General features: G+C 62.3%; 22 protein-coding genes. 16 read left to right on the top strand and 6 right to left on the bottom strand.

The window, feature by feature from the left end; all coding sequences use genetic code 11:
- The coding region (locus Q0O40_RS08295) for an agmatine deiminase family protein (protein ID WP_295528551.1) at nucleotides 1-968 on the bottom strand (968 nt) is incomplete at its 3' end.
- 231 nt (nucleotides 969-1,199) lie between these two features.
- Between Q0O40_RS08295 and Q0O40_RS08290 the strand changes: the two genes are divergently transcribed.
- From Q0O40_RS08290 to Q0O40_RS08270, 5 genes are all read left to right on the top strand, one after another.
- Nucleotides 1,200-3,908 carry a bifunctional [glutamine synthetase] adenylyltransferase/[glutamine synthetase]-adenylyl-L-tyrosine phosphorylase gene (locus Q0O40_RS08290; protein WP_295528548.1) on the top strand — a complete coding sequence of 903 codons (2,709 nt, stop codon included), beginning with the start codon at nucleotides 1,200-1,202 and terminating at the stop codon, nucleotides 3,906-3,908.
- Nucleotides 3,905-4,378 (top strand): peroxiredoxin, encoded by a 474-nt coding sequence (locus tag Q0O40_RS08285; RefSeq protein ID WP_295528545.1) that lies wholly within the window; start codon nucleotides 3,905-3,907, stop codon nucleotides 4,376-4,378. Before Q0O40_RS08290 ends, Q0O40_RS08285 begins: the two co-directional genes overlap by 4 nt.
- A gap of 3 nt (nucleotides 4,379-4,381) precedes the next feature.
- The gene (locus Q0O40_RS08280; protein ID WP_295528542.1) at nucleotides 4,382-5,185 is read left to right on the top strand and encodes a ferritin-like domain-containing protein; all 804 of its coding nucleotides are present in this window, start codon (nucleotides 4,382-4,384) and stop codon (nucleotides 5,183-5,185) included.
- 265 nt (nucleotides 5,186-5,450) lie between these two features.
- Nucleotides 5,451-6,056: a M23 family metallopeptidase gene (locus tag Q0O40_RS08275; RefSeq protein ID WP_295528539.1), complete on the top strand. Its 606-nt coding sequence runs from the start codon at nucleotides 5,451-5,453 to the stop codon at nucleotides 6,054-6,056.
- A gap of 219 nt (nucleotides 6,057-6,275) precedes the next feature.
- On the top strand, nucleotides 6,276-7,832 hold the full coding sequence (locus Q0O40_RS08270) for an acyl-CoA synthetase (RefSeq protein WP_295528536.1): 1,557 nt from the start codon (nucleotides 6,276-6,278) through the stop codon (nucleotides 7,830-7,832).
- 28 nt (nucleotides 7,833-7,860) lie between these two features.
- Here the strand turns inward: Q0O40_RS08270 and galU are convergent, their stop codons facing one another.
- Nucleotides 7,861-8,751, bottom strand: coding sequence for a UTP--glucose-1-phosphate uridylyltransferase GalU (galU, locus tag Q0O40_RS08265; RefSeq protein ID WP_295528532.1), 891 nt, complete (start codon nucleotides 8,749-8,751; stop codon nucleotides 7,861-7,863).
- Between the two features lie 112 nt (nucleotides 8,752-8,863).
- Here galU and murA point away from each other — a divergent pair, with 112 nt between their 5' ends.
- Nucleotides 8,864-10,147 carry a UDP-N-acetylglucosamine 1-carboxyvinyltransferase gene (murA, locus tag Q0O40_RS08260; RefSeq protein ID WP_295528530.1) on the top strand — a complete coding sequence of 428 codons (1,284 nt, stop codon included), beginning with the start codon at nucleotides 8,864-8,866 and terminating at the stop codon, nucleotides 10,145-10,147.
- 17 nt (nucleotides 10,148-10,164) lie between these two features.
- Here murA and Q0O40_RS08255 read toward each other — a convergent pair whose 3' ends face one another.
- From Q0O40_RS08255 to Q0O40_RS08245, 3 genes are all read right to left on the bottom strand, one after another.
- The gene (locus Q0O40_RS08255) at nucleotides 10,165-10,401 is read right to left on the bottom strand and encodes a ribbon-helix-helix domain-containing protein (protein ID WP_295528559.1); all 237 of its coding nucleotides are present in this window, start codon (nucleotides 10,399-10,401) and stop codon (nucleotides 10,165-10,167) included.
- 28 nt (nucleotides 10,402-10,429) lie between these two features.
- Nucleotides 10,430-11,152 (bottom strand): acetoacetyl-CoA reductase, encoded by a 723-nt coding sequence (gene phbB, locus Q0O40_RS08250; protein ID WP_295528527.1) that lies wholly within the window; start codon nucleotides 11,150-11,152, stop codon nucleotides 10,430-10,432.
- Nucleotides 11,153-11,329: 177 nt separating this feature from the next.
- On the bottom strand, nucleotides 11,330-12,043 hold the full coding sequence (locus tag Q0O40_RS08245; RefSeq protein ID WP_295528525.1) for a hypothetical protein: 714 nt from the start codon (nucleotides 12,041-12,043) through the stop codon (nucleotides 11,330-11,332).
- Between the two features lie 508 nt (nucleotides 12,044-12,551).
- Between Q0O40_RS08245 and Q0O40_RS08240 the strand changes: the two genes are divergently transcribed.
- From Q0O40_RS08240 to Q0O40_RS08195, 10 genes are all read left to right on the top strand, one after another.
- Nucleotides 12,552-12,941 carry a DUF3576 domain-containing protein gene (locus Q0O40_RS08240; RefSeq protein ID WP_295528556.1) on the top strand — a complete coding sequence of 130 codons (390 nt, stop codon included), beginning with the start codon at nucleotides 12,552-12,554 and terminating at the stop codon, nucleotides 12,939-12,941.
- Nucleotides 12,942-13,006: 65 nt separating this feature from the next.
- The gene (gene leuS, locus Q0O40_RS08235) at nucleotides 13,007-15,586 is read left to right on the top strand and encodes a leucine--tRNA ligase (protein ID WP_295528522.1); all 2,580 of its coding nucleotides are present in this window, start codon (nucleotides 13,007-13,009) and stop codon (nucleotides 15,584-15,586) included.
- A gap of 61 nt (nucleotides 15,587-15,647) precedes the next feature.
- On the top strand, nucleotides 15,648-16,076 hold the full coding sequence (lptE, locus tag Q0O40_RS08230) for an LPS assembly lipoprotein LptE (RefSeq protein WP_295528553.1): 429 nt from the start codon (nucleotides 15,648-15,650) through the stop codon (nucleotides 16,074-16,076).
- A 16-nt stretch (nucleotides 16,077-16,092) separates the two neighbouring features.
- A complete protein-coding gene (holA, locus tag Q0O40_RS08225) occupies nucleotides 16,093-17,142 on the top strand; it encodes a DNA polymerase III subunit delta (RefSeq protein WP_295528519.1) in 1,050 nt (349 codons plus the stop codon).
- A 191-nt stretch (nucleotides 17,143-17,333) separates the two neighbouring features.
- Nucleotides 17,334-18,752 carry a sugar transferase gene (locus Q0O40_RS08220; protein WP_295528516.1) on the top strand — a complete coding sequence of 473 codons (1,419 nt, stop codon included), beginning with the start codon at nucleotides 17,334-17,336 and terminating at the stop codon, nucleotides 18,750-18,752.
- Nucleotides 18,753-18,968: 216 nt separating this feature from the next.
- Nucleotides 18,969-19,241, top strand: a complete 273-nt coding sequence (locus tag Q0O40_RS08215) for a hypothetical protein (RefSeq protein ID WP_295528513.1) — start codon at nucleotides 18,969-18,971, stop codon at nucleotides 19,239-19,241.
- Nucleotides 19,242-19,645: 404 nt separating this feature from the next.
- Nucleotides 19,646-20,959, top strand: a complete 1,314-nt coding sequence (locus tag Q0O40_RS08210) for an O-antigen ligase (RefSeq protein WP_295528511.1) — start codon at nucleotides 19,646-19,648, stop codon at nucleotides 20,957-20,959.
- A gap of 37 nt (nucleotides 20,960-20,996) precedes the next feature.
- Nucleotides 20,997-21,755: a polysaccharide biosynthesis/export family protein gene (locus tag Q0O40_RS08205; RefSeq protein WP_295528508.1), complete on the top strand. Its 759-nt coding sequence runs from the start codon at nucleotides 20,997-20,999 to the stop codon at nucleotides 21,753-21,755.
- A gap of 13 nt (nucleotides 21,756-21,768) precedes the next feature.
- A complete protein-coding gene (locus Q0O40_RS08200; protein ID WP_295528505.1) occupies nucleotides 21,769-24,000 on the top strand; it encodes a polysaccharide biosynthesis tyrosine autokinase in 2,232 nt (743 codons plus the stop codon).
- 3 nt (nucleotides 24,001-24,003) lie between these two features.
- Complete coding sequence (locus Q0O40_RS08195; RefSeq protein WP_295528503.1) at nucleotides 24,004-25,194, top strand: hypothetical protein; 1,191 nt, start codon at nucleotides 24,004-24,006, stop codon at nucleotides 25,192-25,194.
- A 96-nt stretch (nucleotides 25,195-25,290) separates the two neighbouring features.
- On the opposite strand, the gene Q0O40_RS08190 is transcribed toward Q0O40_RS08195, so the two are convergent.
- Nucleotides 25,291-25,416, bottom strand: coding sequence for a hypothetical protein (locus Q0O40_RS08190; protein WP_295528500.1), 126 nt, complete (start codon nucleotides 25,414-25,416; stop codon nucleotides 25,291-25,293).
- Between the last annotated feature and the right edge of the window lie 192 nt (nucleotides 25,417-25,608).

The following is a 25,608-nucleotide window of genomic DNA, read 5'->3' as shown; positions in this document are numbered from 1 at the left end:
GCCGGCATCTGCTGGCTGGAGCAATGAAAGCCGCCGCCGCCCGCCAGCACCGCATCGGCCATCAGCCCGATGGTGGCGCGGCCCGGAAACAATTCGGCAATTGCCGCCACGCCATCGGTATCGTGCACCGAACCGAACACCGGCACGATCACCACATCGTTGGCGATGACAAAGTTCATGTAGCTGGCAGGTTGCAAGACCCCGCCTTCCTCGATCCGCCCAGGCGAAGGAACCTCGGCAACCTCGACCCCAAAGTCGCGCGCGCGCGCCGTAGCATTGGCATAGATGGCGGCATTGGGATCATCGGGCCCGGTGGCGCGCGGCACCGCGATCCGGTTTGGCCCGACAAACCGCGCCAGATTATCGACATGCCCATCGGTATGATCGTTGATCAGTCCCTCGCCCAGCCACAGTACGCGGGTGTAACCCAGATCGTGCTGCAGCCGCGATTCCAGATCGGCGCGCGACAGCGCGGGATTGCGATTGGGATTTAGCAGGCATTGCTCGGTCGTCGCGACCAGCCCGGTGCCGTCGCCGTCAAGCGCGCCGCCTTCGAGCACCCAATCGCAGCGCTGCGCTGCCAGCCCGGCGCTGTGGGCTAGGTCGGCCCCGATCGCCTCATCGCCGGGCATCAGATATTTGCCGCCCCAGCCATTGAAGCCGAACAACCTTGCCTGCCGCTCCCCCGCATCACCGCGCACCACCAGCGGCCCGGTATCGCGCAGCCAGATATCGCCGTAAACCCGCCGCTCGAGCACGACCGCGCCAGAAACGAGCGACCGTGCGCGCATTTCATTGGCCGCGTCGCGCACGATCAGGCGCACCTCCTGCCCGCTGTCCGCCACCGCGCTGCCAAAAGCGGCGATCTGCTCCTGAGCGCGATCGATCACCCCGCCCCATTCTTCGGCGATATGGGGAAAGCCGATCCACAGCCATTCCTGCCGGTGCCATTCGGGAGGCATTCTCATGGCCGGTTCCAGTACCTGAGCCTTGCTCATGACTTTGCTCGCGCTGACAAGCGGGCAGCAAAGCCGCCCAATTCACAATCTTTCATGGAGAGCCTCTGGCAAAATGGGGCGCAGCCCGCTTGTTGATGGGCAAGGCCGATTTCTTGGCAGAGCCCCGGCAGCGGCGCAAGGTGCAGCGCAGCGCCCTTGCCGCCAGTGCCGCAAACGGGCATCGCTGGCGGATGAACAACCATGGCTGACTGGAGCGCAGCGATCGCGCGGGCGCAGGCGCATGCGCCGTTTCTGGCGCGCGCGCTTGAACGCCAGCCGGCGCTGGCGGCGATGCTGGCGGCTGGCGAGATCGAGCAGGCGCTGGCCGCCGCCAAGCGCGCGGGCATCGGCGCGGCGGACGAAGGCACCGCGCTGCGCCGCGAACGACTGGCGCTGGCACTGGCGCTGGCCATCGGCGATCTTGCGGGCGCACTGCCGCTAGCGCGGGTCATGAGCGAGCTCTCATCCTTCGCCGACGATGCGCTGCACCGCGCGATTACTGCCGCGATCCGGCGCCGCGTGCCCAGTTTCGAGCCCGGGGCCGAGCCCACTGGCTTTTCCGGGATCGCGCTGGGCAAGCATGGCGCGGGCGAGCTCAATTACTCCTCCGACATCGATCCCATCCTGCTGTACGATCCGGAAACGCTGGCCCGCCGCCCGCGCGATGATCCCGGCGAAGCGGCGCAGCGCATCGCGCGCGGCGTGGTCGAGCTGCTCGGCGCAGTGACCGAGGAGGGCTATGTCTTCCGGGTCGATCTGCGGCTGCGCCCTGCCAGCGAAATCACCCCGTTGGCGATCAGCTTCGATGCGGCGATCTCGCACTACGAATCGAGCGCGCTTGCCTGGGAGCGCGCCGCCTTTATCCGCGCGCGCGCGGTTGCCGGAGATCAGGCCGCTGGCCGCCGGTTTCTGAGCGCAATCCGTCCGTTCGTATGGCGCCGCAGCCTCGATTTCGGGGCGATTGCCGAAATCGGCCGGCTGACCACCCGCATCCGCGAGCATTACCACGGCGGCCAGATCGTCGGCCCGGGCTATGACCTGAAACGCGGACGCGGCGGCATTCGCGAGATCGAATTCTTTGCGCAGACGCATCAGCTTATCCACGGTGGCCGCAATCCGGCCTTGCGGCTGCGCGGCACCCGCGCGGCGCTGGATGCGCTGGCTGGCGCCGGGATCATCAACGCGGCAGACGCGGTGATATTGGGCGAAAGCTATGACCGGTTGCGCACCATTGAGCACCGGCTGCAGATGGTGGCCGACCAGCAGACCCACCGCCTGCCCGGCGACGCCCGGGCGCTCGATGCAGTCGCGCGGCTCGATGGGTTGTCCGGTGGCGGCGCGCTTGTGGGCGAGCTGGCCCAGATTTCCGAAACGGTCGGCCGCCGCTTCGATGCGCTGATCGAAGCCTATGCCCCAACCGGCGCGGTTGCCGTGGAGGCCAAGCCGCTGGCGGGCGAGCTGGCCGCGCTGGGCTTTGCCGATCATGCCGCGCTCGCGCTGCGGATCGAAAGCTGGGAGAACGGCCAGCTGCGCGCGCTTCGCAGCGCCGAGGCGCGCGCGGCGTTCGCCCGCATGCGGGGGCAGTTGCTCGCCGCCTTGGCCCGCGCCCCGAATCCTGAGCGTGCCCTCCTGCGCTGGGAGCAGCTGCTCGCCGGCCTGCCTTCGGCGATCAATGTGTTTCGTTTGCTCGAAGCCCGGCCGGGCTTGCTCGCGCTGGTCATGCGGGTGCTGGCGCATGCGCCTGCGCTGGCCGATGAGCTCGCCCGGCGCAGCGATCTCATGGATATCCTGATCGATCGATCGGCGTTCGATCTGCCCGGCACGGTGAATGAAATCGCCGCCAGTCTGGGCCGGTGCGAACCAGGCGACGATTACCAGTGCATGCTCGATGCCGTGCGCCGCAAGGTCGGCGAACTGCGCTTTGCGCTGGGGGTCCAGCTGATCGAAGGCCAGCACGATCCGCTCGATGTCGCGGCAGCCTTGTCGCGCGTTGCCGAAGCGGCCATCGAGGTGCTCGCCGATGCCACGATCGCCGAATTCGAGCGCGTGCACGGGCAAGTGCCGGGCAGCCACCTGATCATTCTCGGCCTTGGCCGACTCGGCGGTTCGGCACTGACCCATGCCTCTGATCTTGATCTGATATTCCTGTTCAGCGGCGATCATGCGCTTGAATCCGATGGCCCGCGGCCGCTTGGCGGCACAATGTACTTTAACCGGCTGGCGCAGCGGGTGATCGCCGCGCTGTCTGTGCCGACGGCGGCAGGCGCCCTGTTCGAGGTTGATGTCCGGCTGCGCCCATCAGGCGCGCAAGGGCCGATTGCGGTCAGCCTCGATAGCTTTGCGCGCTACCAGCGCGAGGATGCGTGGACCTGGGAGCACATGACGCTGTGCCGGGCGCGCCCGCTGTTTGGCAGCGAACCTGATCGCGCTGCGCTGGCCGCGATCATCGCCAGCGTGCTGCGAACCCCGCGCGATCCGGCAAAGCTGAGCGGCGATGCGCTGGCGATGCGCGCGGAAATGGCGCAACACAAACCCGCCAAGGGGCCGCTCGATGTCAAGCTGGCGCGCGGCGGGCTGGTCGATCTGGAATTCATGGTGCACACCTTGCAACTGCGCACGCGCAGCGCCTTCGATCCGGATCTAGGCCGCGCCATAGCGGCGCTCGTTGCAACCGGACTGCTGACGCCTGATATGCGTGATGCGCATGATCTGCTGGCACGGTTGCTCGTCGCCGTGCGGCTGGTTGCCCCTGATAGCCTCTTCCCGCCCGTCGCCAGCCGTGGCATCGTTGCGGATTTGTGCGGGCTGCCCAGTTGGGACGCCTTGCTGATCGCGATTTACGAAACCCGGCGCGCCATTGCCGCAAACTGGGCAATCGTTTTTGAAGAAGTACTGGAGGTAATCGAATGAGCGAGACCATAGGCGTCGGCAGCGCGCTGCCTGACATCGCGATGACCACCCCCGATGGCGCCGCAATCAAGCCATCTGATTTTGCCGGGCAGAAGCTGGTGCTGTTCTTCTATCCCAAGGATGACACGCCAGGTTGCACCACCGAAAACATCGATTTTTCCGCGCTCGCTGCGCAGTTTGCCGCCGCCAACACCGCGCTTCTGGGGGTCAGCAAGGATCCGCCGAAGAAGCATGCCAAGTTCATCGAGAAGCACGCGCTGGTCGCCCCGCTCGCCAGTGATGCGGAGGAGAACGGCCTGTCCGACGCGCTCGGCGTATGGTGTGAAAAGTCGATGTACGGGCGCTCTTACATGGGCATGGAGCGGACAACGTATCTGATTGGCGCCGATGGCAAGATCGTGCGCATCTGGAACAAAGTGAAGGTCAAAGGCCACGCTGCCGAGGTGCTTGCCGCGGCCAGCGCGCTCTGACCGATGTCTGATCACGGCAGCATAGCGGCCGAAATCCGCGGCGCGATGCTGACCGCAGACCCCGCCGCCAAAGTGAAGGCGACGCGCAAGCTGGTCCGCGATTGGTCGGCAGGGAAGCTCGCCTTCGTTTTCGATGTGGGCATGCCGGATACCCCGGCGCGGCCCGCCGTGCCTGTGCTGCAAGCCCCGACCGCAATGCGCAAGCGCGGCCGCGCCGGTTCGGAGCGAAGCCGCATTGCCTTGATCCATGCCCTCGCGCACATTGAATTTGTGGCGATCGATCTGGCGCTCGATGCCGCAGGCCGGTTTGGCGGCGAACGCGGCGCGGATTTCGTCAGTGATTGGCTGTCCGTCGCCGCCGATGAGGCGATGCATTACTCGCTGCTTGCCCGCCGTCTCAAGACAATGGGCAGCTTCTATGGCGCGCTCCCGGCGCATGATGGCCTGTGGGATGCGGCGCGCGAGACCGCGCACGATATCGCCGCGCGTCTCGCCATTGTGCCCATGGTGCTTGAAGCGCGCGCGCTCGATGTAACGCCGATGATGATCGAACGCTTCGCCGGTGTGGGCGACGAGCGCACTGCGCGCATCCTGCAACGAATCCTTGACGATGAAATCCGCCATGTCGGTTTCGGCGCAAGCCATTTTACGCTGGTGTGTCATGAGCGCGCGGAATCGCCGGTCGATCTCTGGAAGAGCCTGATCGAGCGCCATTTTCGCGGCGCGCTGAAACCTCCGTTCAACGACTCAGCGCGGCGATCAGCCGGTTTATCGTACAAAATGATGACGGGGGTTGCGTCAGGGTAACGCGTGACCTTAGGCCCTGTTCCAAGGATTGGGTGGGGGGTCTTCCAACCATTTTCGCAAGGTTGTCATGGGTTGGTTGCAGGGTCGCTGCAATTGATCGCGTGGTTCCTTGACTAAAAACGAGCCTGGTCTTGCAAGGCGCGCAATAAGCGCCAGCACTGCCTGCGCATCACGGGTTGGTCGGGTCATAATGCTGAATTTTAGAAACCTGCGAATTTTGCTCGGCTCCATCGCAACTGTTATCTGTTTCACATCCGCGCCCGTCTTGGCCAACAACGCTTCCTCCGCCGATATCGCCGCGCCGCTTCGCGCAGCAGAAGCCGCCCGTAATGGCGACACCGGCAATTCCGACGGAGCAGACGAGGAATTTCAGCAGTTGTTCGCAAGCTGGAAGGCATTGGAGGCTGGCCCCGCCGCTCTGGCTTCTGCGCGTAGCAACCGGGTGTCCATTCCCTCGCTCGTTCCCATCACCACCAGCCGCGCCATGAGCAGCAGCTTTGGCCTGCGGGTGCACCCGGTCTTGGGCCGCATGCGCATGCACAAGGGCATTGATCTGCCCGCTTCGACCGGAACTCCGATCCATGCGACCGCCGATGGAGTTGTCGGCAAGGCGGATTGGTTTGGCGGCTATGGCCTGTGCGTCCAGCTTGAGCACGGGGCCAATATGGAAACGCGCTATGGCCATATGTCGCGCATCGCAGTCGCTGAAGGGCAGACTGTGAGCAAAGGCGATGTGATTGGCTATGTTGGCTCCACCGGGCGCTCGACAGGCTCGCACCTGCATTATGAAGTGCGCATCGCTGGCGAAGCGGTAAATCCCATTCCTTACATGCAGAAAGTGGCTCCTGCCGCTCAGTTTGCCAGCAAGTAACCCGATTGCGAAAAAGCAGGCGGGTCGCCTTGGCCCCCCTTCCGAACGGTCAGCGAAATCTTGGAGAGGATGGGAAAAAGGCGGCGGAAACGCCGCTTTTTTCTTGACTGAAATCCGCAGCCGCGCGGCAATTCCAGCCGATTCCTGTTGCGCGCCTTAATCGATCGGTTAAACTCTGATCCAGAGCGGACGGTGATCCGTGAGCGAGAGAGGCCGCCCATGCAGTATCATCCCAGCTTCCATGCGCAGACCTGGCCCGAGCGGCCAGCGGTGATCATGACCGGCAGCGGTGCCATGATGACCTACCGCGAGCTTGACGAGACGAGCAATCGCTTCGCGCAATTGCTGCGCGCACGGGGGCTCCAGATCGGTGACACTGTCGCGCTGTGCTTTGAAAACCATCCGATGTTTTTTGCGCTGTGCTGGGGCGCGCAGCGCGCTGGCCTCGTCTATGTCGCGATATCCAATAGGCTCGCCCCGCCTGAGGTGGCCTATATCGCGCAAGATAGCGGTGCCGGGCTGCTGGTCGGCTCCGGTATGCTCGCGCCTTTGCTGGATCAGGTCGCGGCGCTTGCCCCTAATGTGCCGCAGCTGCGCCTTGGCGGGCACGGCGATCACGATCTGGCCGCCGCGCTGGCCGCCATGCCTGCCACGCCGATCGCGGACGAACGCGCAGGGTGCGATATGCTTTACTCCTCCGGCACCACCGGCAAGCCCAAGGGCGTCCGCATGCCATTGCCCGAAGTCCTCGACATCGGCGATTCGCCGTCGCTCGTCAAACTGACGATCGGGGTGTTCGGGTTCTCGTCGGACACCGTCTATCTCTCGCCCGCGCCGCTTTATCATGCGGCGCCGCTGCGCTGGTCGATGGGCGTGCAGCGGCTCGGCGGCACGGTCATCTGCATGGAAAAGTTCGATCCGGAAAAGGCCTTGGAAGCGATCGAGCGCTACCGAATCACCGCCAGCCAATGGGTCCCGACGCATTTCGTGCGCCTGCTCAAATTGCCCGACGAGACGCGCCGCCGCTATGATGTTTCAAGCTTGCGCGCCGCTGTCCATGCCGCTGCGCCTTGTCCCGTGCCCGTCAAACAGGCGATGATCGAGTGGTGGGGTCCGATCCTGCTCGAATACTATGCGGGCACCGAGGGCAATGGCTTTACCTACGTCTCTAGCCACGAATGGCTGGAACGCCCCGGCTCGGTCGGCCGCGCGTTGATCGGCACGATCCACATTTGCGACGAACACGGCAACGAAGTGCCCATAGGGACCGAAGGCCAGGTGTTTTTCGAAGGCGGCGGGCAGTTTCGCTATCACAATGACCCCGACAAGACCCGCGATGCCACCAACCAGCATGGCTGGACAAGCCTTGGCGACATCGGGCGGATCGATGAAGACGGGTATCTCTACCTCACCGACCGCAAGAGCTTCATGATCATCTCGGGCGGCGTGAATATCTACCCGCAGGAGATCGAGAACCTGTTGGTCACCCATCCCAAAGTGGCCGATGTCGCAGTGATCGGCGCGCCGGACGCAGACATGGGCGAGCGGGTGGTGGCGGTGGTCCAGCCTGCCGACATGGCCGAAGCTGGCCCGGCGCTGGCGGAAGAACTGGCCGCATGGCTCGGCCCCCAGCTTTCCCGGGTCAAGCTGCCGCGTCAGATCGATTTCCGCGCCGAATTGCCGCGCGAGCCCACCGGCAAACTGTTCAAACGGCTGTTACGCGACGAATACCGCGCCGCCGCGAGCGCTGCTGAAGGCATGGCAAACCAGGCCTGACCGCAGCACTATCGCGGCGCACGGAAGCTCATCCGCCCGCGAGCAAGCGCTTCATGACCGCGCGCACTTCGACCGCCATATCGGGCCGTTCGAGCGCGAGCGAGAGCGTGGCCTCGACAAAGCCGGTCTTGCTGCCGCAATCGAAGCGCCGCCCGCCGAAGGTTACGGCGTGGAACGGCTGTTCACCGATCATCCGCGCCATGGCGTCGGTCAGCTGGATTTCGCCGCCCGCGCCCGCTTCCTGCCCTTCAAGCGTGCGCATCACCTCGGGCTGAAGAATGTAGCGGCCGGAAATGATCAGATTGGAGGGTGCATCCTCGCGCTTGGGCTTTTCAACGAGGCCGACCACCTCGGTCAGCTTGTCCGATACTCGGGCACCCGGCGCGATCACGCCGTAGCTCGACACTTCGCTTTCGGGCACTTCGAGCACGCTGATCAGATTGCCGCCGACCTGATGATAGGCCTCGACCATTTCCTTCATGCAGCCCGGAGTGCCGATCATCAGTTCGTCGGGTAGGAAGATGGCGAACGGTTCATCCCCAACAATCGCGCGCGCACACCAGATCGCATGGCCCAGCCCCATCGGCACCTGCTGGCGCACCGTGACAAGGTTGCCCGGGAGAATGCGGGTCGGCTCCAGAATGTCGAGGCTCTTGCCGCGATCCTTCATCGTCCGCTCAAGCTCGAACGCCGTGTCGAAATGCTCGACAATCGAGGTTTTACCGCGTCCGGTTACGAAAATGAGCTGCTCGATTCCCGCCTCACGCGCTTCATCGACAGCATATTGGATCAGCGGCCGGTCGATGATCGGCAGCATCTCCTTGGGGACGGCCTTGGTTGCGGGCAGGAAGCGCGTGCCCATGCCGGCAACAGGGAAAACGGCCTTGCGGATCGGCTTGCGGGCACTGGTCTGGTTCATAAGGTGGCCTATCTCACTGTAATGTTAAAGAATGCTGGCATAGCGACATATAAACGTAATGCGAAAGCTTTGCCCCCGTTGCGCCCGCCTGCAAACTGGCTAAACCGCTGCAATGGATAAGATCATTATACGCGGCGGACAACGCCTATCTGGAACCGTTCCGGTTTCTGGCGCAAAGAATGCGGCATTGACCCTGCTGCCTTGCGCATTGCTCACGGACGAGCCGGTCACATTGCGCAATCTCCCGCGCCTTGCCGATATTGACGGGTTTCAGCATTTGCTCAACCAGTTTGGCATCTCGACTTCGATCGCGGGCGCGCGGCCGGAAGATTTCGGCAGGGTGATGACCCTGCAGGCGACCCGCCTCACTTCGACCGTCGCGCCGTATGATCTGGTCCGCAAGATGCGCGCCTCGATCCTGGTGCTGGGGCCGCTTCTCGCCCGCGCGGGCGAGGCGACGGTCTCGCTTCCCGGTGGCTGTGCGATCGGCAACCGCCCGATCGACCTGCATCTCAAAGCGCTTGAGGCAATGGGTGCGCGGATCGAACTGGCCGCTGGCTATGTTCGCGCGATTGCGCCCGATGGCGGGCTTCCGGGTGGCACATACAGCTTTCCGCTGGTCTCGGTCGGCGCAACCGAAAATGCCGTGATGGCGGCGGTGCTCGCGCGCGGTACCAGCGTGCTGCACAATGCGGCGCGCGAGCCCGAGATCGTCGATCTGTGCAACATGTTGGCGGCGATGGGCGCGCAGATCGAGGGAATCGGCACGTCCGACCTCACCATCCACGGCGCCGAGCGCCTCCACGGGGCGACCTACATGGTGATGCCCGACCGGATCGAAGCGGGCAGCTATGCCTGCGCCGCCGCGATCACCGGCGGCGATGTGACGCTGACAGGCGCGCGGATCGAGGAAATGGAAGCCACGGTGCAAGCGCTGCGCGATGCCGGCGTTGTCGTGGAGGCGGTAAAAGGTGGGCTGCGCGTTGCTTCCGATGGCGATCTGCGTCCCGTTACGCTCACCACCGCGCCTTATCCCGGCCTTGCCACCGATATGCAGGCGCAGCTTATGGCGATGCTGACTTTGGCCAAAGGATCGAGCGTGCTGACCGAAACGATTTTCGAGAACCGCTATATGCACGTTCCCGAGCTCAACCGGATGGGCGCGCGGATCGAGACCAAAGGCCGTACTGCGATCGTCCACGGGGTCGAGCGGCTGACTGGCGCAGAAGTCATGGCCACAGACTTGCGCGCTTCGATGAGCTTGGTCATTGCCGGCCTCGTTGCCGAGGGTGAAACGCAGGTTCACCGGCTCTACCACCTTGATCGCGGCTACGAACGGCTCGAAGAAAAGTTCGCCCGGCTGGGCGCGGATGTGGAGCGCGTCGGGAACGATTGACCGCCGCTGCGCTCGGCCTATCGCTCCCCCAAAGCGCGCGCCGCAAGCCACAACCGGATGGCACCCGCCAGCCCCGGCGGGGTCGGGCTGGCGATCCGTTCGACATCGATGCGGGCGACCAGCGCGTTGATTGGCACCTGCTCGGCCTCGGCCGCGCGGCAGAGCAGGTCCCAGAACAGCGGCTCAAGGCTGATTGAGGTTTTGTGTCCGGCGATCTCGACCGAACGTTTGACTGGAGGATGATAGGACGACATCGCTGTCACCCTAATCACATCCTGATCATCAATACATATGTTGCCCGCCGTTGATCGACATTGTCGATCCAGTGACGAACCCGCCATCTTCGGCGGTGAGGAAGGCCACGCCGCGCGCAATTTCCTCAGCCTGGCCCAGTCGGCCGACCGGGATCTTGGCGACGATCTTTTCTAGCACAGGGGGCGGCACCGCCGCGACCATGTCGGTATCGATGTAGCCCGGCGCAATGGCGTTGACCGTCACGCCGAACTTTGCGCCTTCCTGCGCGAGCGCCTTGGTAAAGCCATGAATGCCTGATTTTGCGGCGGCATAATTGACCTGGCCATACTGGCCGGCCTGGCCATTGATCGAGCCGATGTTGACGATCCGGCCCCAGTTCCGCTCGCGCATGCCGGGGAAAGTTGCTTTGGCCATGTTGAAGCACCCACCAAGATTGATGCGCATGACCTCGTTCCAATCGTCGAACGACATGCGGTGGAGCACCCCGTCGCGCGTGATCCCGGCATTGTTCACAACAATATCGATCGGCCCCACTTCTTCGGTAATCCGAGCGCAGTTTTCAATCGTGGCATCATAATCGCCCACATCCCAGCGATAGCAGGCGATGCCGGTGTCTTCGCTAAAGGCGCGCGCCTTTTCCTCGTTACCAGCGTAATTCGCCACCACGGTGCGGCCCTGCGCATGGAGCATGCGGCATATCGCAGCGCCGATACCGCGGGTTCCGCCAGTTACTACCGCAACACGGGTCATAAGCATGCTCTCCCATATTCTGATCTTTGAGAAAGCACGATAGTCGCGAGATTTTGGCGCGACAAGCAACCTTGGGCGTGAAAAGCACAAGCTTTGCGCGATTTATTGCTGATCAGGGTAGTTAGGAAGCAGCGGCGTGCGAGCATGCCAACACTTGGCACAATCAGCTACACACAATCAGAAGCGGAACTTGGTTCCGACGTAGACGGCCTGGCTATCCTGCTTGCCATCCGTTAGCGGACGCAGACGGTCACGTTCCGATGAGTACCGCACGCCCGCTGTCACATCGAAATTACGCGTCAGGCGATAGCTGCCGCCAAGATCGACCTGATAGTCACTCTGGCTTTCCAGCGTCCGGGGCAACCGGCCCATGCGCTCTTTACGATCAATTTCAACGCGCGGAGCGAGCCGCGCGGGCGTCATTGCCGTGTTGCCATTAACAGCGAATTTGCTGCCGATGGCGCGCAAGTCCGGCGCGTCCAGCCGCTGGATCTCGCTCGGCAGCCCGGCGGACGTACCTGCGGTCGGCGCGAAGCTTTGATAGCCGCGAGCCATGCCCAGATTGAATACCGACGGCGCAATCCGCACCGGCGCGGCGCCCGGGGCGGCGGCGGAAGCCGGAAGCGCACTACGCACCGACAGCGCCTGCGGGTTAAGATCGCCGACCCGCACGACGACCGTAACTGCCCGGTCGGGCCGCGTTTCGGTTCCGGCCGGGGTGAAGCGAAACAGCATGCCGCTGCCCAGCGCGCGCTTGGTGATCTGCGCCGAAAGCAGCGGATCGACCGATGCCGGCGTGAACGAACCAATGCCGCCGCGCGCCGCAAGGCTTACGGGCGCAGAGTTGACGTTATCGGCCAGAGCATTGCTGACGGTAGGGGCGATGAGCATGCCCACGGCCGCACAGGCAACAAACAGCAGCGGCACGCGCAGCGAATGGAGCGTGCGACGCCCCGTTCCTGCACTATTGCGTTTGCCGACCATTGCCTGTCCCAGCACTTTCTAAAAACCATCGGACATGAACATCATTCATGCGACCGACTCTCCACAAACTCACATAGATTGCATTGCACCACGTTACCAGACGGACAACCGAATTTTCGCGCTTGGCGGCAACCTGTTGCGCATTGTCCACATAGCACCTTTGCTGATGACAGATCGGACCGGGCGCTGCGCGATAGCAGACCGCGCTGATCAAGCTTGCCGCGCGCGCCGCCAGAGTGATAGAGGCTAGGCATAAGCCGCACCATTGCGGCCAACTCGCGCCGGGAAGGTGGCTTTTGCAGCCTCCTCCATGCCAGCTAAAGACAGGATTGAAGTGACGACCAGCACACCTCGCGTCCAAGCGCCCGCCCGCCGGTTTTCCGCCATCGCGATCATCGCCATCGGCGCATTGGCGATGACCGTTAGCGGGTGCGGCAAAAAGCAGCGCCCATTGCTTGAGCTGGCAGCAAGCAAAGTCACCACGATCGGCGTCAATGCTTATTTGTGGCGCGCCAGCCTCGAAACGCTGTCGTTCATGCCGTTGCTGCAAACCGACAGCAACGGCGGGGTGATCGTCACTGACTGGTATACCAATCCCAAGAATCCGGGCGAACGGGTCAAAGTCACCGTATCGATCCTCGATCAGGACTTGCGCGCCGATGCGCTGCGCGTCGCCGCCAGCCGCCAGACCTCGCAAGGCGGAAACTGGGTAGAAGCGCCGGTTCAGGCCGCAACAGTGCAAAAGCTTGAAGACATAATCCTGACCAAGGCGCGCGATCTCCGCCGTCAGGCAATCCGCCGCTGACCTTTTGCGCCGAACCACAAGGCGGGTAGTTGCACCGCGCCGCGCCGCTCCTTAGAGCGGCGCGCATGAGCCAAGAACACGCCGAGCCTTCTCGCTTCGATCCCGCCGTCGCCGATTTGCGTTGGCAGACCGTTTGGGACAAGCAGGAAACCTTCCGCGCCGACGACGCCTCGGCCCGCCCACGCAGCTATGTGCTGGAAATGTTTCCCTATCCATCGGGGCGCATTCATATCGGTCATGTCCGCAATTATACGATGGGCGATGTCCTTGCGCGCTACAAGCGGATGCGCGGGTTCGAAGTGCTCCATCCGATGGGCTGGGATGCCTTTGGCATGCCCGCCGAAAATGCCGCGATGGAGCGCGGGGTTCATCCCGGCAGCTGGACCCGGCAGAATATCGCCAACATGAAAGCGCAGCTCAAACGGCTGGGCTTTGCGCTCGACTGGAGCCGCGAACTCGCCACCTGCGAGCCGGAGTATTATGGCCAGGAGCAGGCGCTGTTCCTCGCTCTTTATGCGGCAGGCCTCGTCTACCGAAAGGAAAGCGCGGTCAACTGGGACCCGGTCGACCAGACCGTGCTGGCCAACGAACAAGTGATCGACGGGCGCGGATGGCGCTCGGGCGCGCTGATCGAGAAGCGCAAGCTCAGCCAATGGTTCCTCAAAATCACCGATTTCGCCGAGGAACTCCTCGAGGGGCTTGGCCATCTCGACAAGTGGCCCGAGAAAGTACGCACGATGCAGGAAAACTGGATCGGCAAATCGCAGGGCATGCAGTTTCGCTTCGACCTCTCTGATGGCGAGAGCCTTGAGGTCTATACCACGCGGCCCGACACGATCTTTGGCGCAAGCTTCGTAGCGGTTGCCGCGGAGCATCCGGTCGCGCAGCGCGCCGCAGCAGACAACGTCGCGGCGCAGGACTTCATCGCGCTTTGCAAGCAGGGCGGAACCACCGCCGCTGAGCTTGAAACCGCCGAAAAGCTGGGCTTCGATACCGGGATCACCGCGCGCCATCCGTTCACCGGCGCGGCGCTACCAGTCTACATCGCCAATTTCGTGCTGATCGAATATGGCACCGGCGCGATCATGGCGGTTCCGGGGCACGACCAGCGCGACTTTGATTTCGCTACCAAATATGGCCTGCCGATCTTGCGCGTGGTCGCGCAGAGCGCCGCCGATGCCGCCAAGCCATTTGGCGCCGAGGCCGAGGCTGGCGACGGCGTGCTGGTCAATTCGGGAATGCTCGATGGCGTGACCGTGGCCGATGCGAAGGCGCAAGTGATCGTGCGCGCCGAGGCCGAAGGCTGGGGCGAAGGCAAGACCGTGTGGCGTCTGCGCGACTGGGGCGTATCGCGCCAACGGTATTGGGGCACGCCCATCCCGTTCATCCACTGCGAAGTGTGCGGCGTGGTGCCGGTGCCCAAGAAGCAGTTGCCGGTCGTCCTCCCCGAAGACGTAGACTTCGCCACCCCAGGCAACCCGCTGGCGCGTCACCCCACCTGGAAACACGTCGATTGCCCGCAATGCGGCCACGCGGCGCGGCGCGAGACCGATACGCTCGATACCTTCGTGGACAGCTCGTGGTACTTCCTGCGCTTCGCCAGCCAGCCGGAGGACCGCCCGTTCGACCCGGCGGCAATCCGCCAGTGGCTGCCGGTGGAGCAATATATCGGCGGGATCGAGCATGCGATCCTACACTTGCTCTATGCCCGGTTCTGGACCCGCGCGCTGAAGCGCATCGGCAAGATCGATATCGACGAGCCATTCGCCAGCCTGTTCACGCAAGGCATGGTGACGCACGAGACGTACCAGCGCACCGCTGCCGGCGAACCATCGATGGGCCAGGAGAGCGAGGGCGACGAGGACAACAATCCGGCCAGCAAGTGGCTCTCGCCCGAAGAAGTCGAGCGGCGAGATGGCGGCGTGTTCGAGAAAGCGACCGGCCTTCCGGTCGAAGTCGGCCGTGTGATCAAGATGTCAAAGTCCAAGAAGAATGTCGTGGACCCGGACGAGATCGTGGCCAAGCATGGAGCCGATGCGATCCGCTGGTTCATGCTGTCGGACAGCCCGCCCGAGCGGGATTTGCCGTGGTCCGAGGCCGGGATCGAAGGCTGCGCGCGCTTTGTCCAGCGGCTATGGCGGTTGTTTGCACAAACGGACGACGCGGCGAGCGGTGAGGACAAGGCGCTTGAGCGTAAGCGCGACCAGACCGTGCATGCAGTGGCGCAAGACATCGAAGCGCTAGGCTTCAACAAGGCGGTCGCGCGGATTTACGAGCTGACCGCTGCTATCGAGAAAGCCCCACCTTCAGCCAGCCGTTCGGCATCGATCCGCGCTTTGCTGATCATCGTCGCGCCGATGATGCCGCATCTCGCCGAAGAGGTCTTTGCAAGGTTTGACAGCGGACTGATCGCCAACGCCACGTGGCCTGCGGTTGATCCTGCGCTGCTGGTCGATGATGAGGTGACCGTGGCGGTTCAGGTGAAGGGCAAGCTGCGCGACACGCTGACCGTCGCCAAGGGCACCGCGAATGACGATCTCGAACGCCTTGCGCTGGCATCCGACAAAGTGCAGCGTGCTCTGGATGGGGCGCAAGTGAAGAAGGTAATCGTGGTGCCCGACCGTCTGGTCAATCTCGTTGTTTAGGCTCCGCTTGCTGGCGCTATGCCTGCCGCTGGCGGCGCTCGGCGGTTGCGGCCTTGCGCCGATGTACGCGGGCGGCAGCCAGGGCGCAGTGGCGCGCGGGCTCAGCGACGTTCAGGTCTCGTCGATCGAAGGCCAATCGGGCTGGATCGTGCGCAATGCGCTCGTTGATCGGCTTGGCAACGGCGCGGGCGCTGCGCCGCGCTACCGGCTCGATGTCCGTCTCGACGAGCGCCTGCAAGGCCTCGGTTTGCTCGCCGACGATGCCGTGACGCGCGAGCGGCGCACTTTGCGCGCGCGCTATCAGCTGGTCGATCTGGGTAGCGGCAAGATCCTGCTCGATGCGACTGCGGCGGCCGATGCGGGGATCGACATTGTTTCGAGCGAATATGCTGTGATCGCAGCCGAACAGACCGCGCTCGAGAATATCGCGCGCGAGGTGGCCGGCCAGATGGTGACGCGGATCGCCACCCGGCTCCAGCAGCCGCGCTAATGATCGCTTCCGCGGCGTGAAGGTAACTCAGAAGGCTTTTGCGACCAACCTGGCCAAGGCCGCGCGCGAGGCCAGCGTTTTCTATTTTTGTGGCCCCGATGAAGCCGGCGCGGCAGACGCGCTGGAGGCGCTGTCTGCCGAACTCACCGCGAAATACGGCCCGGCGGAACGGATCGAACTGGCCGGCGCGGACCTTAAGCGCGATTCGGTGCGCCTTGCCGACGAGGCCCGCTCGGTCTCGCTATTCGGCGACAAGCGGCAGATCCACGTGCGCACGGCCGGTGATGAAGCGCACGAGGCGGTTGAGAGCCTGCTGGCGAGCCCGGTCGCTGGTTGGCCCGTGCTGATCCTGGCCAGTTCGGCTTCGGATAAATCGCGGATTGCCAAGCTGCTGGCAGACCGGCCCGATGCGCTGGTCGCGATGTTCCACCCGCCCGAGCTTAAGACCGTGGCCCAAGCCGTGCGCACAATGGCGGACAGCGCCGGTGTGAAGATGGCGGGCGATCTGGCGGATCGCATCGCGCGCGCCTGCGCCTTGGATACGCGGCTGGCGCGGCGCGAGATCGAAAAGCTGGCGCTTTATCTCGATGCAAGCCCGGAGGCACCGCGCAGCGCCGATGCGGCGGTGTTCGATGCCATCGGCGCGGCCAGCGAAGACGATGGGTTCATGCCTGTCGTCAATGCCGTGCTGAGCGGCGAGACCCGGCGGCTGGCCAAGGAGCTGGCACGCATGCAGGAACTGGAGCTCAATCCGGTCGGGCTGCTGCTGGCGTTCGAACGCCGCGCAGCGCAACTGGCGCAGCTTGCCGGACGGCTGGGTCCGCGCGGCGATGTTGCCGAATTTCTGGAAGCCGAAGTCTCGGCGCGGCGCGTCTTTTTTCGGGACAGGGGCGATCTTGGCCAGCAATTGCGGCGCTGGCGCGGGCGCCGGCTGGAGCGGCTGGTGGAACGGCTGATGGCGCTGCACCGCGCGCTTCTGGCAGACAACCGCAACGGCGATCTGGCGCTTCGCCAAGGGCTTGCCGAGATTGCCCGCGCGGCAACGCGCCATAATGGGCGCACCTGATCGGACCGCTGTTGCGGCAACCGGCTTATCCTCGCCAACCTCATCGCGCAGTCTTGCTGGATCATCAAAAGTCTGTAGAGGAAACCGCGTAGCTTGCTCCATTTTGGGGTGATGCCATCGTATGTGAATCTCCCTATCTGGCGCGAGGTTTGCGGTGTTCGGGGCTCGCAGCGAGGAGGCATTCGTTTATCATGGCAACGATTGAACAAGACCGCAGCAAGATCGTCCCGCTTGGTGTTCCGCCGCCAGAGCGCAAAATGCTCAAGCTCCCCCTGGCACCGTCGCTCGAAAAGCGCCGACTGCAAACTTACATCATGCTGATGTTGCTCGATGGCCTGACAATAGTGGGTTCATTGCTGGCCATCAGCTTCATTTATGTCGGCGATATCACCGAGCCGACAACGCTGGCCGAGATCAACCCTCATGTGCTGCTTTACTGGACCGCAGCGCTGCTACTGCGGGCCTATTCAATAACCTCCTTGATTTCATTGCGGTTTAGCCAGGTGCGCGCGCTGATGGCGATCCTTTGCGCATTTACTTTGACCATTTTTGTCGCGTTTTTCACCAGATCCAGCAATGAGTTCTCGCGCGTGACCGCAGGGCTCAGCATTGTCGTGATTGCGCTGGCGCTGGTGTGGGTCCGCGCATCCATCCAGCCTATGCTCAGGGCACGGTTCGGTTCGACCGCCCAGAATGTGCTCGTTTTCGATGATGGCGGCGTTCCTGTGGCCATGCCGCAGGCATGGCACATCGCCACCGCCGAGCATCGCCTGCGGCCAGATTGCAACGACCCGCACATGCTTGATCTGCTGGGGATGTTCATGACCAACATGGACCGGGTGATCGTATCCTGCCCACGCGAACGGCGCATGGATTGGGCGCAGGTGTTCAAAGGGTCGAGCATCAGCGGCGAGATTGTCGATCCTGAAGTCGAAGGATTGGGTGTTCTGGGGGCGCGGCGAGAGCATGGTTTTGGCTCGCTGGTTGTCTCGCGCGGCCCGCTTGGCCTGCGCGAGCGGGCAGCCAAGCGCGCGATCGACATCGCGATAGCGGGTGCGGCAATCTTCATGCTTGCCCCGGTTCTAATGGTGGTGGCGATCTTGGTGCGGCTCGAGGATGGCGGGCCGGTGCTCTTTTGCCAGCAGCGACAGGGCCGCAACAACCGCTTGTTCATGATTTACAAGTTCCGTTCGATGCGGGTGGAACGGCTTGATCATGCTGGGACGCGATCCGCCAGCAAGGACGATGATCGAATCACCCGGATCGGCCGGTTCATCCGCCGCACGAGCATCGACGAGTTGCCTCAGTTGTTCAATGTCCTGCGCGGAAACATGAGCATTGTGGGGCCGCGGCCGCATGCCATCGGCTCGCTCGCTGGCGCGCGGCGGTTCTGGGAGGTCGACTCGCGTTATCTGCTGCGGCACTCGCTGAAACCCGGGCTGACCGGGCTTGCCCAGATTCGCGGGTTTCGAGGTGCAACCGATTCGGAGGCAGATTTGACGAGCCGTTTGCAGGCTGACCTTGAATATCTTGATGGCTGGTCGATGATGCGGGATTTGCGGATCATTCTCGGCACTCTCACCGTTCTGTCGCATGATCGCGCGTTTTGACGGCGAGATGGGGCGAGTGCGCGATGAAGCGACAAAGGCTGAATATCTAGGGCTTGGTTGCCAGACTTTTCTGCAGCTAACCCGCAGAAGGCTTACGCAAATTGGCGAACGCACGTGCAAAATCCTATGCTCGCTTGCGCAACACAGCGCTTGCATTCCTAAATAAAATCACGTAAAGATTTAGGCGAGAAATTCACATTGACCGGGGACGACATCATGATGACATCGAAGATCGTAGTAGCAAGCTTTGCCGCTCTGGCGCTGACATTCGGCGGCGTGGCGCAAGCAGAAGTAATCCGTGCTGGCGCATCGTTGCCTGTTGCCAAGAGTGCAAAGCTCTCGCGCAAGTCGGCGAAGAAGGGCGTTGAGCTCAACATTGCGCCTGCCGCAGTCGCTCCCGTGGTCATTGGCGCCGCGGTAGCGTCGGTCGTTACGGTGGTCGCAATCACCAGTTCGGCTCCTGCTCCTGGCCCGATCACGTCGAATTAATCGCCTCATCGTGGATAAAATTGCGGGCCCTGAGTTTCATCTCTGGGCCCGTTTTCAAGCGCTGCGGCGACGCGTGCGCTTGATCGTGAGCCGCTCTCAGCGGAGCTGTCGTACAAGTCTTCAACGCGTCGGTGCCACTATACGTTCAGGCTGATATCTGTTCGGGGTAGACGTAGCATTCTGTTTTGCGACAATCCCATTGCGCCCGCCTAGGGTTGCGTATGCTTGCAATATAAAGGTGAGGAGCGAGGGAATGTCATGACCGGGCCAAGTGCCAAATTGCAAAAGGTGCGCACTTGATCCGCGATCTTCCCCGCCGAAGCATCGCCACCGCAGGATTGGTCAGAAAGCCAGCGCCGCGCAAGTTTGCAGCACCGCTTCCCGCAGATACTCTGATCATGGCCATGATCGCCGCGTCGATCGGCTTGGGCGGCGGCGGGGTCTACAATCCTCAGACTGAAATGCTGCTCGAACTGGTGGTCGTTGCCTGTATGATCCCGCTGTGTGCCTCGCCATCGTGGCAACGCGGGCTTGGCCCGATATCTCCTGTGGCTTGGCTGCTCGCCGGTATCGTTCTTGTGTTGCCAGTGGCGCACCTGATCCCTCTGCCGCCGACGATTTGGCAAGCGCTGCCCGGGCGCAGCATCGAGGCCAGATCGATCGCGCTGGCAGGAGACCCGGATCGCTGGATGCCGCTGAGCATGGCGCCAGCCCGCACCTTCACGTCGCTTCTCTCGATGATTTTTCCGGCGCTGCTCATGCTGCAGGTATCCCGGCTATCGATCCGCAGCAGCCGCTGGCTTTGTGGAACAGTGGCAGCGGGCGGCGCGCTTTCTGTGGTTTTGGGCATGTTGCAAATCTCGCACACCGGAGGCGCGACGTGGTCGCTCTATTTCTATTACAGCGCAGGTTCACTGGTCGGATTTCAAGCCGACCGCAATCTCGAGGCGGATATCCTGCTGATTGCCCTGCTCGCTTTCTGCGCGCTGGTTGCGCCGCGCCTGCTGGACGGGAGGCGCCATCTGCTAGGCTGGACAAGCGTTGCCGGAGCCATCATGGTCTTTCTGATCGGGGTGTTGATGACCGGCTCGCGCACGGGAATCGCGCTGAGCGGGTTCACGCTGGCGTTGCTGGTGGCCATGTTCTGGCCGGCAATTCGCAAGGACTCGCCCAGCGCGCCATGGCTTCTGGCCAGCAGCCTGGTGTTGGGGGCCGCTACCTTCGGCCTCCTGCAAGTTAACTCGGTTCGCCGCGTCATGCTCCGCTTCTGGGCTACGGAAGAAGCACGCTGGGATGTGTGGATCGATGCGTCTTATGTGCTTCAGCAAGTCTGGCCGATCGGCGCAGGGATCGGAACCATCGTCCCTTTGCTCGCATCCGCCGAGCGTCTCGATGTGCTGGGTCCCAAGTTTCTAAACCGCGTCCACAACGACTGGCTCGAATGGACAATCGAGGCGGGTGCGCCGGGCATCGCGGTATTGATCTTGGTTCTGCTAATACTGATCGTCTCGGCATATCGCGCTTTTCGCTGGTCAGCCGCGCCAGATAGCGTCCCAGCCCGGCGCAGTCAGATCATTTTCGCGGTTGGTGCCTTGCTTATTGTTGCGCTGCATTCGATTGTTGAGTACCCGCTGCGGTCGATGTCGCTCGCGATGCTGACATCGATGGCGGCGGGCTTTTTAATGGTGCCCGCGCGATTGCGGCCGGGGGGGCAATGATGCGTTGGACAAGAACCGGTCGTGAAGATGTTGTGCCGTGCGCCGGAAATTTCGAGTGCCTAACCGAAGCGCGCGAAACTATATTGCAGGAGCGAAAGTCCCAGTGAGACACGCAGCAACGATTGCACTTGTGATTTTGGGGCTTGGCATCGGGGGATGTTCTTCGCCGCTTTACCGCCATCTGCCTTATGGCAAACCGGCCACCGCCATATTCCCGCCGATTGACAAGGCAATGCCGCCCCAATCCTACCTTATTGGACCAGGCGATCAAATTGCGCTTTCGGTGTTTGGCGAGCCCGAAATCAGCGGTGACAAGATCCTCGTGGACGAAGCCGGAAACATTCAAGTTCCGCTGATCGGGCAAGTGCCGCTCATGAACCTTTCGCCGAGCGACGCCTCGGCTTTGATCGCCAGCAAACTGGGCGCCCGTTATCTGCGTGATCCAAAGGTCACGGTCAACGTGCTCGCCCAGAATGCTCAGGAAGTCTCGATCGAGGGTCAGGTAACCAAGGCCGGGGTCTATCCAGTATCGAACGCGACGACGCTGCTTTCCGCGATCGCGCTGGCGCAGAGCCCGACCCGGATCGCCAAGCTTGATGAAATCGTCATCTTCCGGACAATCGCCGGTGAACGCACCGCAGCACGCTTTAATCTTGAGCGTGTTCGCGCCGGATTAGATCAAGATCCCAAGATTCTTGGCGGAGATGTTGTCGTGGTCGGCTTCTCGCAAGGCAAGAGCATCTACCGGGATATCATCGCAGCGGCTCCGCTGTTTAATGTCTTCACACGTTTCTGACTTGGGCGCTCCTATGCAAAATCAAACCAGCATCGTCAGCTCGAACGGCCAGCCTTTCGCAGTTGAGACGGTTCCTTATGGCTACGAGGCAATTTACGACAGCGTAGCTTCCGGATTTGATTTGCGCCAGATTGTGGCGACTGTCCGCGCAAACTTGGTATTGATCGGTCTGGTGGTTGCGGCATCGCTGGCTCTGGCCGCCGTAGTCACCCTGCTGCAAACCCCGGCCTTCACCGCTCGAACCACTTTGCAGATCAATGATCAATCGGCTCAGATCCTCGGCAAGCAGGACGACATCTCGCAGGAGCAGCTAACTTCTGCGAGCGATAGTGAGCGTTTCTTGCAAACGCAGATGGACATTCTTGGCAGCAATGCCATCGCGGAGCGTGTCGCGAAGAAGCTGCGGTTGGTCGGGAGCGCCCAGTTCTACGACGCGATGGGGCTTCGGCAACCGGACGCCGATCTGAAGGAGAGCGAGCTCAAGGAATTGACCATCGAGGCTTTGCTGCGCGGCAAGGCTGTCTTGCTTCCGCGCAATTCGCGCATTGCAACTGTCGGTTTCACCAGCACCGTTCCAGCGTTTTCCGCGCGGGTCGCCAATACCTGGGCGGATGAATATATCCAGGCAAACCTGCAAAGGCGCTATGACAGCTCAGCTTATGCGCGCGAGTTCATTTCGGGCCAGCTTAACGAGGCGCGCGCCAAGCTTGAGAATTCCGAGCGCGAACTCAATGCCTATGCCCGCGAGGCCGGCCTGATCCGTACGCACGATGCCGGCGATGGCCGCGATCAAAATCGCGATTCCGGAAGCGGCAACTCGATCACGACCGCCAGCCTGCTCCAGCTCAATGTTCAGGCGAACCAGGCCCAGGCCGCGCGGATCACGGCCGAGCAGCGTTGGCGCTCGATGTCCAGCGGCCCCCTGTTGAGTTCGCCCGAAGTGCTCGCCAACACAGCGATCGGCACTCTGCTGGCGCAGCGTTCGGCAACCAGCGCTGACTTGGAGCGCGAGCGTGCGCGTCACCTCGAAGACTATCCCTCGGTTGTCCAGCTCAAGGCGCAGCTCGCTTCGATCGACGCTCAAGTCCAATCCGTGGCGCGCAACATCCGCGCGTCGGTGAAGCAGGCCTATGACAGCGCGAGGGAAGCGGAAGAGGCGCTGAACCAACAAGTTCTCTCCCTCAAATCATCATCGCTCGCCGAGCAGGATCGCTTGGTGCAGTATAATCTGCTCGCGCGAGAGGCCGATACCAACCGCACGGTGCATGACGGCTTGCTTCAGCGTTACAAGGAGCTGAACGCCGCAGCTGGTATCAGTTCGAGCAATATCGCGATCATCGATAGCGCAGACAGTCCAACGAAGCCGAGCTCCCCAAATCTCTTCAGGAATTTCGCTTTGGCCTTGCTGGCGGGCGTGACCCTGGCGGGTGTGATCGTATTCCTGCGCAATCAACTGGACGATGCAGTGCGCCTCCCCGAAGACATCGACGCCAAGCTCAATATGCCGCTTTTGGGGGTCATCCCGCTTACAAAGGCTGTCGACATCGAGGCGATGATGGAGGATCCGAAGTCGGCGATCAGCGAAGCCTACAATTCGCTTCGAAGCTCGCTGCTCTATTCATCAGCCAATGGCCTGCCAAAAACCTTGCTCATCGCCAGTTCGCAGCCATCTGAAGGCAAATCGACCACCAGCCTGGCGATGGCCATCGGGCTCGCGCGCCTAGGCCGCAAGGTTGTGTTGCTTGACGTCGACTTGCGTCGTCCGGTGATCCATCGGATTGTAGGCGTGTCTGGCTCCGACAATGCCTATGGCATGTCGAGCCTGCTGACCTCGCAAGGTTCGATCGAAGATGCACTGAAGCCTACCGATCATGAGAACCTGACCGTTATAACTGCAGGGCCTATTCCCCTGAGCCCAACGGAACTGCTCAGTTCCGGGCGCATGAAGCAGATCCTCGAGGAACTGTCCGAACGGTTCGATGTGGTCATTCTCGATAGTCCGCCTGTTTTGGGCCTCGCCGATGCGCCGCTCATGGCTGCGCTGGTCGAGGGGGTGATTCTGGTGGTTCAATCCGATCGCAGCCGGCGCGGCTCGCTCAAATCTTCGCTCCGGCGTCTCCGCGGCATGCGCCCAAACATCCTGGGCGGGGTGTTGACGATGTTCGACGCTAGCAAGAATTCGAACGCCTACTCCGAATACTATGGCTATAATTACTATCAATACGATGCAAAGACGAATGCGTAATTCATGCCAATCGGCAACAATTCAACGTGGATGTCAAAGCTAACTGGCACTTTTGCCGTGTTTGCGCTGGCCGCGTTGGGTGGCATAGTAGTATTGAGTGGCACGGATCGTATTGCGAGTTACGCTATGCGATCGCCAAGCTTGCTAGGCTGGCCTTATGATACCGGTGCATCGACATCGCGCGCAACGCAGGCGCTGATTGGCGATGGCCCGGCCAGCGCTGTCCCGTTGATCCAGCGCTCGATCATCACCGATCCGCTCGACTCGCGCATTGTTGGGCTGCTCGGGCGGGCGCGGCTGTTGGCCGGCGATGAAGCCGCGGCTGAAACCGCCTTCCGGGTCTCGGGCGAATTAGGCTGGCGCGACCCCAATACCCAGATCTACTGGATGGGAGAGGCGCTCAAGGTCGGCGACACCAAAGTTGCCGCCGAGCGTCTCGATGCGCTGCTGCGACAGTTTCCGAACTTCGAGGCGCGAGACCAGCTTATTGCCGCGCTTTTTCAAAGCCCGGATGGAAAAACCGAGCTAGCCAAGCGATTGAAGCTCGCGCCTTCCTGGACCGAGGTCTTTGCGAACCCTTCAAAAGACTTGCCCGCCGAAGAGGTTGTCGGGCGCGGCGAAGTTATGCGCCTAGTTGGGAGAGGTGTCTTTGAATGCGCCAAGTCGACCCGACTGGTGAATAGTCTTATTGCACTCGACTTAGTGCGCGATGCTACGGCGCTGTGGCGAACAAACTGCCTTGGTCCCACGTCGCTGATCTATGACGGCGGCTTCGAAAGTATCGACACTACCCAAACAACCGGTGGCTTTGATTGGCAGCTTTCCAACCGCGGAGATGTCGACATTCAGGTCGAGGGAGCCACGCCGGGGAGCCGCCGGCTGCAAGTTACCGTCAATGCCGCCAATACTGTGCCAGTCTTGAGCCAGCTTGTCGTGCTATCGCCGGGAACGTATCGGCTGACATGGCGCAACCCTGACACGGAGGCCAGCGCTGCACGTGCCATTTCGGTCTCGCTTTCTTGCAAGCTGGGCATCTCCAACGCATTGCCTGGCGCCCCAGACGACATGGCCAAGGACAGCTATGGGCAAAACTTCAAATTGGATAGCGCATGTTCGGCACAACGGTTGGTCTTCTGGCTTGCGCCAAAAGCGCCGGTTCATCTGGATGACGTGATCTTGCGGCCAATCGAATGAGCCTTGCCCCGGCCTTCCCATCAATCAGCCTTCATTACGAAGAGAGACTCTACTTCTGACCGGCAACAATTGGGACTCGCGGCTCTCCACGATCGCTTAGCGGCGGGGCTCCCTCCAAATGCCCTTGGCCCAAAATTCGCGCGACATTTCCTGCCCATTCGCGGCCATCCAAGGCTGGAGGTAACGCCCCGTCTTGTCGATGAAAAAGCCGAATTCGTTCATCTGGGTCGGAAACACTTTCGCGAACAGTTGGAACGGCATGAAGCTGGACGCCTCGAAGAACCGGCTGGTTCTGGCGTGAAGGTGCAGGGAGGCCAGGGTTGAGGGTGCGGAGCACCGTTCTCCTGGTCTTTATCGCTGATTTCCGTGTCCGACCGCCCTTTTGAGGACGGTTTTCGCGTCATGCGGGCGCAG

It is taken from the genome of Novosphingobium sp. Chol11 (assembly GCF_945870625.1).
Classification (GTDB): domain Bacteria; phylum Pseudomonadota; class Alphaproteobacteria; order Sphingomonadales; family Sphingomonadaceae; genus Novosphingobium.
This window is presented reverse-complemented; position numbering and strand designations above follow the sequence as displayed.

Coding starts and splice junctions, on each gene's coding strand:
- Q0O40_RS08290 (WP_295528548.1), top strand. CDS start 1,200: ATGGCTGACTGGAGCGCAGCGATCGCGCGGGCGCAGGCGCATGCGCCG.
- Q0O40_RS08285 (WP_295528545.1), top strand. CDS start 3,905: ATGAGCGAGACCATAGGCGTCGGCAGCGCGCTGCCTGACATCGCGATG.
- Q0O40_RS08280 (WP_295528542.1), top strand. CDS start 4,382: ATGTCTGATCACGGCAGCATAGCGGCCGAAATCCGCGGCGCGATGCTG.
- Q0O40_RS08270 (WP_295528536.1), top strand. CDS start 6,276: ATGCAGTATCATCCCAGCTTCCATGCGCAGACCTGGCCCGAGCGGCCA.
- galU (WP_295528532.1), bottom strand. CDS start 8,751: ATGAACCAGACCAGTGCCCGCAAGCCGATCCGCAAGGCCGTTTTCCCT.
- murA (WP_295528530.1), top strand. CDS start 8,864: ATGGATAAGATCATTATACGCGGCGGACAACGCCTATCTGGAACCGTT.
- Q0O40_RS08255 (WP_295528559.1), bottom strand. CDS start 10,401: ATGTCGTCCTATCATCCTCCAGTCAAACGTTCGGTCGAGATCGCCGGA.
- phbB (WP_295528527.1), bottom strand. CDS start 11,152: ATGACCCGTGTTGCGGTAGTAACTGGCGGAACCCGCGGTATCGGCGCT.
- Q0O40_RS08245 (WP_295528525.1), bottom strand. CDS start 12,043: ATGCTCATCGCCCCTACCGTCAGCAATGCTCTGGCCGATAACGTCAAC.
- Q0O40_RS08240 (WP_295528556.1), top strand. CDS start 12,552: ATGACCGTTAGCGGGTGCGGCAAAAAGCAGCGCCCATTGCTTGAGCTG.
- leuS (WP_295528522.1), top strand. CDS start 13,007: ATGAGCCAAGAACACGCCGAGCCTTCTCGCTTCGATCCCGCCGTCGCC.
- lptE (WP_295528553.1), top strand. CDS start 15,648: ATGTACGCGGGCGGCAGCCAGGGCGCAGTGGCGCGCGGGCTCAGCGAC.
- Q0O40_RS08220 (WP_295528516.1), top strand. CDS start 17,334: ATGGCAACGATTGAACAAGACCGCAGCAAGATCGTCCCGCTTGGTGTT.
- Q0O40_RS08215 (WP_295528513.1), top strand. CDS start 18,969: ATGATGACATCGAAGATCGTAGTAGCAAGCTTTGCCGCTCTGGCGCTG.
- Q0O40_RS08210 (WP_295528511.1), top strand. CDS start 19,646: ATGATCGCCGCGTCGATCGGCTTGGGCGGCGGCGGGGTCTACAATCCT.
- Q0O40_RS08200 (WP_295528505.1), top strand. CDS start 21,769: ATGCAAAATCAAACCAGCATCGTCAGCTCGAACGGCCAGCCTTTCGCA.
- Q0O40_RS08195 (WP_295528503.1), top strand. CDS start 24,004: ATGCCAATCGGCAACAATTCAACGTGGATGTCAAAGCTAACTGGCACT.
- Q0O40_RS08190 (WP_295528500.1), bottom strand. CDS start 25,416: ATGAACGAATTCGGCTTTTTCATCGACAAGACGGGGCGTTACCTCCAG.